Origin of the sequence: Actinoplanes sp. NPDC048791 (genome assembly GCF_040650095.1) — a bacterium.
GTDB lineage: Bacteria > Actinomycetota > Actinomycetes > Mycobacteriales > Micromonosporaceae > Actinoplanes.
In genome coordinates this window covers 1-7461 of record NZ_JBEZGQ010000368.1, presented here as the reverse complement: position 1 = coordinate 7461, position 7461 = coordinate 1, and the positions used below count along the sequence as shown (strand labels likewise).

The 7461-nt window shown below is 72.9% G+C and carries 7 protein-coding genes and 2 pseudogenes; 2 read left to right on the top strand and 7 right to left on the bottom strand.

The window, feature by feature from the left end:
* A pseudogene (locus tag AB0C29_RS24645) lies at window positions 1-95 on the top strand (haloacid dehalogenase); the annotation flags it as partial.
* A 57-nt stretch (window positions 96-152) separates the two neighbouring features.
* Here AB0C29_RS24645 and AB0C29_RS24640 read toward each other — a convergent pair.
* From AB0C29_RS24640 to AB0C29_RS24610, 7 genes and pseudogenes are all read right to left on the bottom strand, one after another.
* A pseudogene (locus tag AB0C29_RS24640) lies at window positions 153-464 on the bottom strand (GntR family transcriptional regulator); the annotation flags it as partial.
* A 93-nt stretch (window positions 465-557) separates the two neighbouring features.
* Window positions 558-1412, bottom strand: a complete 855-nt coding sequence (locus AB0C29_RS24635) for a biotin-dependent carboxyltransferase family protein (RefSeq protein ID WP_360824328.1) — start codon at window positions 1410-1412, stop codon at window positions 558-560.
* The gene (locus AB0C29_RS24630; RefSeq protein WP_360824325.1) at window positions 1409-2026 is read right to left on the bottom strand and encodes an allophanate hydrolase subunit 1; all 618 of its coding nucleotides are present in this window, start codon (window positions 2024-2026) and stop codon (window positions 1409-1411) included. The genes AB0C29_RS24635 and AB0C29_RS24630 overlap by 4 nt, the downstream gene beginning before the upstream one ends.
* Window positions 2023-2790, bottom strand: a complete 768-nt coding sequence (locus AB0C29_RS24625) for a putative hydro-lyase (protein WP_360824322.1) — start codon at window positions 2788-2790, stop codon at window positions 2023-2025. Before AB0C29_RS24625 ends, AB0C29_RS24630 begins: the two co-directional genes overlap by 4 nt.
* The gene (locus AB0C29_RS24620; protein ID WP_360824319.1) at window positions 2787-3548 is read right to left on the bottom strand and encodes a 5-oxoprolinase subunit PxpA; all 762 of its coding nucleotides are present in this window, start codon (window positions 3546-3548) and stop codon (window positions 2787-2789) included. The genes AB0C29_RS24625 and AB0C29_RS24620 overlap by 4 nt, the downstream gene beginning before the upstream one ends.
* Before the next feature lie 14 nt (window positions 3549-3562).
* Window positions 3563-4786 (bottom strand): NRAMP family divalent metal transporter, encoded by a 1224-nt coding sequence (locus AB0C29_RS24615; RefSeq protein WP_360824315.1) that lies wholly within the window; start codon window positions 4784-4786, stop codon window positions 3563-3565.
* 92 nt (window positions 4787-4878) lie between these two features.
* Entirely contained in the window at window positions 4879-5523 is a 645-nt protein-coding gene (locus AB0C29_RS24610) for a 50S ribosomal protein L11 methyltransferase (RefSeq protein WP_360824312.1), read from the bottom strand.
* 78 nt (window positions 5524-5601) lie between these two features.
* On the opposite strand from AB0C29_RS24610, the gene AB0C29_RS24605 reads away from it, so the two are divergent.
* Window positions 5602-7461 (top strand): PAS domain S-box protein (locus AB0C29_RS24605; protein ID WP_360824309.1); only part of this gene is annotated, 1860 nt, incomplete at its 3' end.

Below are 7461 nucleotides of genomic sequence, written 5' to 3'. Positions count from 1 at the left end.
CCCTGTCGTACGAGGTGGGCCGCACGAAACCGGACCCGGCGATCTTCCTGCGCGCCTGCGGGATGCTCGGGGCCGACCCGGAACGCACGCTGATGACTGCCGGCCAGCGCGACGATCTGCTCGTGGAAGTGCATGTTCGCCGTGCCCACCGCGCGCCAGTCACCGGCTGCGACCCCGCGCCGGGCCTCGTCGACCGCGGCCCGCATCCCGGCGGCGCGGGGTGGATCGGTCGGGGCTTGCTCCAACGCCGAGCATTCCAGCAGGACCCGCACCCGGTAGATGTCCGCGATCTGCGCGGAGCTCAGGGTGGCCACGAAAACGCCCCGGTGCGGCCGGCGGACCAGCAGTCCCTCCTCGACCAGCGTCGAGAACGCCTCCCGTAGCGTGTTGCGGGAGACGCCGAGCGGACCGGTCAGCGAGGACTCGGAGAGCCGGGTGCCCGGCGCCAGCTCGCCGTTGATCATCGAACTGCGCAGCTGCTCCACCGCCCTGGCCGCGGAGCCGGGCTTCTCCACCGTCGTCACCGGATCAGTCAACCAGCCGCCGGAGCCGGCCCGTCACGCGGGCGCGACCACGAACCGCAGCCGGGCGCCCGGACGGGCCTGCGCGGCGCGGTCGGCGGCGGCCGGGGTGAGCACGGCGATCACCGGATAGCCGCCGGTCACCGGGTGATCGGCCTGGAAGACGATCGGGTGCCCGTCCGGTGGCACCTGCACCGAGCCGCGGACCACGCCTTCGCTGGGTAGCTCGTCGGTGCGGGCGCGGGCCAGCACTGGTCCGTCCAGGCGGAGGCCGACCGAGTCGCTGCTGGGGGAGACGGTGAACTCCGCGCTGAGCAGGGTCTCGATCGCCGCGGCGGTGAACCAGTCGTCGCGCGGCCCGAGGTCGACCTCAAGTGGCGCGTCCGGGTCTCCGGCTTGGGGTGGCACGTCGACGGATGACGGTGCCGTGGGAGCCGGGCCGATGGGCAGGGTGTCGCCGACGGCCGGTTTGGCGGGGCCGATCCCGGCGAGCCGGTCGGTGGAGCGCGAACCCAGCACCGCCGGCACGGCCAGACCACCGCGAACGGCAAGATAACTGCGCAACCCCCGGCGCGGCATGGTCACCGCCACCTCGGCGCCGGCCGGGACGCTGACGACCTCCTCGACTGCGGTCCGCGTACCGTCCACAGTGAGCACCGCGTCTGTACCGGTCAGCGCGACCGTCGCCGGTTCGTCGAAGCGGACCCGCAGGCCGCCCAGGGTGCACTCCAGCACCGCAGCCCCGCGCGGGTTGCCGACCAGCTCGTTCGCCCGGGCGTACGCGCCGCGGTCCACCGCCCCGGAGGGCGCCACCCCCTGCCCGGCGTGCCCGGGCCGGCCCTCGTCCTTGATCACCGTCAGGGGGCCGGTGCGCAGGATCGTCAGGGTCATCGGTCCACCGCCTTGAAGATCACCTCGACGCCGGGGACCAGCAGGGCCGGCTCGGGCCGGTCCAGGTCCCACATGCGTTCCGTGGTGCTGCCGATCAGTTGCCAGCCGCCTGGGCTGTCGCTGGGGTAGACGCCCGAGAAGCGGCCCGCCAGCCCGACCGAGCCGGCCGGGATCCGGGTGCGGGGCGAGTCGCGCCGGGGCACGTCGAGCCGGGGGTCGCCGCCGGTGAGGTAGCCGAAGCCGGGGACGAAACCCGCGAAGGCCACCGTCCACCGCGAACTCGTGTGCAGTTCGACCACCTCGTCGGGGCTGAGCCCGGTGCGTTCGGCCACCTCGGCGAGGTCGGGGCCGTCGTAGCGCACCGGAATCTCCACAGTGCCGGTCCCGGCCTCACGCTGGGCGTCGATGCGCAGGCCCGCGGTGGCCTCCCGCACGGCTGCCGGTGAGGTGACCGCCGGATCGATCTTGATCAGCACCGTGCGGGCGGCCGGCACCAGGTCGACCACGCCGGGCAGGGCGGCCGACCGCAGCGCGGCGTAGAGGGCCAGGGCCGCGTCGAGGTCGTCGACCTCGGCCAGCAGCGCCTCGCGGCCGCAACGGAGAAAACTCGTCATCGCTCATATTCCGTGTCGGGGACGTCGGTCACGAACATGTGGCCGGGCGCGTGGGTGATCGCGTACGGCACCTGGGAAGCCATCACGGCTGCCTGCGGGGTGACGCCGCAGGCCCAGAACACCGGGATCTCGCCGGAGCGGATCTCCACGGGCTCGCCGAAGTCGGGCCGGTCCAGGTCGGTGATGCCGAGCCCGGCCGGGTCGCCGATGTGCACCGGGGCGCCGTGCACGGCCGGGAAACGCGCGCTGATCGTGACAGCCTCGGCCACCCGCTCCGCGGGGATGGGCCGCATCGAGACGACGAGCTCACCGCGCATCCGCCCGGCCGGTCGGCAGTTCCGGGAGGTACGGAACATCGGCACGTTGCGCCCCGTGGAGATGTGCCGCACGTCGATGCCGGCGGCGATCAGTGACGCCTCGAAGCTGAAACTGCACCCGATCAGGAACGCCACCAGGTCATCGCGCCACGCGGCGGTGGCGTCCGGCACCTCCTCGACGAGCCGGCCGTCCCGCCAGATCCGGTACAGCGGCAGGTCGGTGCGCAGGTCGGCCCCCTCGGCCAGCACGGTGGCCGGTGAGCCCGGGTCGCTGACGTCCAGCACCGGGCACGGCTTGGGGTTGCGCTGGGCGTACAGCAGCATGTCCCAGGCCCAGTCGCGGGGCACGGCGATCAGGTTGGCCTGGGCCACGCCGGGGGCCAGGCCGGCGGTCGGGCGGACCAGCCCGGCCCGGAACGTGGCCCGCAGGTCGGCGGCCGGCTTCACGAGCCGGTCCCGGCGAACGCGGTGATCGGCACTCCGGCGTCGGAGATCGCGTCGTGGACCGCCCGGGCCATCGCGACCGCGCCCGGCGAGTCACCGTGTACGCAGATCGAGTCGGCCTCCACCTTGATCACCGAGCCGTCCACCGCGACCAGGGTCCGGTCGGTGACCAGCCGCAGCATCCGTTCGGCCACCTCGGCCGGGTCGTGCAGCAACGCGCCGGGCTCGCGCCGCGGGACCAGCGTTCCGTCCGGGTTGTACCCGCGGTCGGCGAAGGCCTCGCGGACGGTGGTCAGCCCGGCCTCCTCGGCCAGGTGCAGGAAGACCGAGCCGGGCAGGCCGAGCACGGGCAGGTCCGGGTCGTACCGGCGGACGGCTTCGACCACGGCGGCGGCCTGCTGCTCGTGGTGCACGATCGAGTTGTAGAGCGCGCCGTGCGGCTTGACGTAGAGCACCCGGTCGCCGGCCGCCCGGGCCAGCCCGTCCAGCGCGCCGAGCTGATAGATCACGTCCGCGGTCAGGTCGGCGCTGTCGTAGTCGATGAAGCGCCGGCCGAAGCCCGCGAGATCCCGGTAGCCGACCTGGGCGCCGATCACGACGCCCTTGGAGACGGCCCGCTCGCACGTGGCCAGCAGGGTCCGCGGGTCGCCGGCGTGGAAGCCGCAGGCGATGTTGGCGCTGCTCACCACGTCGAGCATGGCGTTGTCGTCGCCGAGCTGCCAGGTGCCGAAGCCCTCGCCCAGATCGCTGTTGAGATCCATCGTTTTCCTCCTGGTCAGCCGGCGAGGTATTCGAAGATCGAGCGGGCCGAGGTGATGCCCATGTACCAGGTCAGGGCCGCGACGACCGCGCCGAGGACGAGCAGCCACATCGGGTACGCGTACCCCCGCAGCAGTTCACGCCGGCGCCAGGCGGCGTACAGCAGGATGGTGAACCCGATCGGCAGGATCAGCCCGTTGAACCCGCCGGCGAAGACCAGCAGGGCCGACGGCGCGGTGCCGAGCAGCAGGAAGATGGTCGTGCTGACCGCGATGAACGCGACCGTCGCCCAGGACCGGGGGCGCGGCTCGCTGAGGCGCTTGGAGAAGGCGTCGAAGAACGACACCGAGGTGAACGCCGCGCCGACCACCGAGGTGATGGCCGCGGCCCAGAGGATCACGCCGAACGCCCGCAGCCCGAACTCGCCGGCCGCCGACTCGAAGGCCTGCGCGGTCGCGTTGCCCTTGGTGTTGAGCACGACGCCGCTGCTGACCACGCCGAGGATCGCCAGGAAGAGCAGGAAGCGCATGAGGCCGGTGACGGCGATGCCGGTCAGCGCGCCCCGGGTCACCTCGCGGGAGTGCTCGGGGCCGGAGGTGCCGCTGTCCAGCAGCCGGTGCGCGCCGGAGTAGGTGATGTAGCCGCCGACCGTACCGCCGATGATCGTGGTGATGGCCGCGAAGTCGATCTCCTCGGGCAGGACCGTCTGGCGCAGCGCCTCACCGACCGGTGGGTCCGAGACGATCGCGACGTACACGGTCAGCAGGATCATCAGGATGCCGAGCCCGATGAGCAGCCGGTCCATCGCCATCCCGGCCCGCTTGACCAGGAAGATGGAGATCGCGATCAGCGCGCTGATCAGGCCGCCGAGCTTCGGGTCCAAACCCAGGGCGGCGTTCAGGCCGAGTCCCGAGCCGGCCACGTTGCCGATGTTGAAGACCAGGCCACCGAGGATGACCAGCGCCGCGAGCAGGTGGCCGGCGCCCGGCACGACGGCGTTGGCGAGCTCGTGCGCCCGCTTGCCGCTGACCGAGATGATCCGCCAGATGTTCATCTGGACGACGAAGTCCACCAGGATCGACATCAGGATGCCGAACGCGAACGCGGCGCCCAGGGCCGCCGTGAAAGTGGTGGTCTGGGTGATGAATCCGGGCCCGATCGCGCTGGTCGCCATCAGGAAGATGGCACCGATCAGGGCGGTCCGGCGGGTACGGGCGGGAGTGGGCGTCTGCGTGGTCATGGGCACTCCTCGGATCGGGGTAGTTCGATGGAGGCACCCCTGACGGTAGGGATTGTTCAACGATCCCACAAGAGTTGTTGAACAATCCGCGATTACCGGCTCGTAAAATCCACCTGCCATACGCTGGTCCGCCGTACCGGCACCGACTCCAGCGCCTCCAGCACCGGCACCTCGTACGTCGCCCGCCGGATCATCCCGTCGACCGGCAGGTACGCCCGCCCCGGATCCCCGACCAGCACCAACGCACCGCGCCCGGCCGCGCGCCGCAGGAACGGCAGCACCCGCCCGGCCATCTCCCGGCTGTAGAACACGTCCCCGGCCAGGATCACGTCGGCGTCCGGATACCCGCTTGCCAGCAGATCACCCTCCACCAGCCGGATCGGCACACCGTTGGCCTCGGCGTTGGCCTCGGCGGCGGCCAGCGAGAGCGGATCGATGTCATTGGCCGTCACGGTGCGGGCCCCGGCGCGGGCCGCCGCCACCGCGACCAGGCCCGAGCCGGTCGCCAGGTCCAGCACCGCCCGCCCGCTGACCAGGTCGGGTGCGTCGAGCACGTGCCGCGCCAGGGCCTGGCCCCCGGCCCAGGCGAACGCCCAGAACGGCGGCGGCTGCTCGGCGCCGGCCGCCTCGGTGCGCTCCCAGAGCTCGATCGGCTCCTCGGCCTGGTACAGCACGAGTTCGGGGAGGAAGGGCACGGGCGCGAGCCGCGTGTTCGCGCGGACGAAGTCGGTGGACACGTACTGATTCTGCTCAGTTGCTCCGGTGCGGGACCGATCAGGGCAGCGTCCGGCTTTGACGACGCGGAGGGGAGCAGCATGCCGACCAGAGTGACGGCTGCCCTCTTCGGCACCTGGATGGTGGCGCTCGGCGCCGTCTTCGCGCTGGAGCCGGCCTGGCAGCTGCCCGTACACCTGGTCGCCGGGGTCTCCGCCGTGCTGGCCGTGGTCTTCGGCCTGCGCCGGCACGACCCGGTCCGGCGCGGGCCGTGGCACCTGCTGGCCGTCTCCGTCGTGCTCTCGGTGCTCGGCACGGCCGCCTACAGCGCCGGCCCGGACGCCCTCCGGGCCGTCCCCAGCCTGCATTCCATCGGTACGGGCATGCTGCTCGCCGCCTACCCGACGCTGGCCCTGGTGCTCTACTGGTTCGTCCGGCTCCGCACAGGTGGCCGCCGCGATCGGGGCGGTCTGCTCGACGCCCTCACCCTGACCTCCGGCGTGGCCCTGCTGGCCTGGGCCTTCGTGATCGGCCCGCACCTGCGTGACACCGAGCTGTCGACGGTCGGTCAGTGGATCGCGGTCGCGTTCCCGGTCGGCGACCTGCTCTGCCTGGCCCTGCTGACCCGGCTGCTGACCGCCTCCGGCCGGAGGCTGCCGGCCGGAGGCTGGCTCGCCGTCGGTGTCCTGGCCCTGCTGCTCGCCGATGTCGGCGGCAATCTCGTCACCCTGCGTGACGACATCGCCTTCCTGGCCGTCTTCGGCCGGGTCCCGCTGTACGCCGCCGTCGGCCTGGCCGCGCTGAGCCCCTCGATGGCCGCGCTGACCCGGCCGGTCGCCACCCCGCTGGCCGAGCTCGGCCGGGTCCGCCTCGCCCTGCTCGCCCTCGCCTCGCTGGTCGCCCCGGCCGTGCTGGTCTTCCAGGTGGGCGTCGACGGCGAGGTGCCCGACCTGGACGTGGTCGCCGTCCTCAGCGCGTGCACGTTCCTGCTGGTCCTGGCCCGGATGGCGGGCATCATGGCCAGCCACCGGCTGGCCCTGGCCCGCGAGCGGGGGCTCCGCGAGGCCTCGGCGGCGCTGGTCTCCGCGGCCGACGCCGACGAGGTCGGCGAAGCGGTCCGGACGGCCGTGGCCCAGCTGCTGCCGGCCGACGTGCCGCACCGGGTGGTGCTGGCCATGGCCATCACCGAGCCGGAGGAGCCCGTCTCACCCGAGGCCGCGGCCCAGTCCGACCACGACCGCAGCACCGGTACGGCCGCCCGCCTGGTCGCCACCCGCGACGTCGACTGGGCGGTGGCGGTCCGGCTCACCCAGTTCAACATGGTGCTGCGCTGCCCGCTGGTGCTGCAGGACCGCCCGACCGGCGACCCGCTCGTCGGGGTGCTGCACGTCGGCGGTCCCACCTGGGCCCTGCTCGGCCTGCAGCGGGCGCTGGAGGTGCTGGCCACCCAGGTCGCGCTGGCGCTGGAGCGGATCGCGCTGAGCCACGAGGTGACCCGCCGAAACAGCGAGGCCTACTTCCGCACGCTGGTGCAGAACACCTCCGACGTCATCCTGATCATCGACGAGGAGGACCGGGTCCGGTACGCGAGCCCGTCCGCCGGACACGTGCTGGGCGCCGACCCGGTGGGCGTGTCCCTGCCCGACCTGATCCACCCCGGCGACCGGCTGCGACTGGCCGACGTGCTCGCCGCCGTCCGTGGCGGCGAGGGGACGCAGGAGGGGCTGGACTTCCGGGCTGTCGGGCGGCGCCGTACCGAAGTGATGCTCGAGATGCACTGCCGGGACCTGCGCGCGGATCAGACCGTCGCCGGCCTGGTCGTCACCCTGCGCGACGTCACCGAGCGCCGCCAGCTCGAACGCGAGCTCACCCACCAGGCGTTCCACGACTCGCTGACCGGGCTGGCCAACCGGGTGCTCTTCGCCGACCGGCTCCAGCACGCGCTGGCCCGCGGCGCCCGG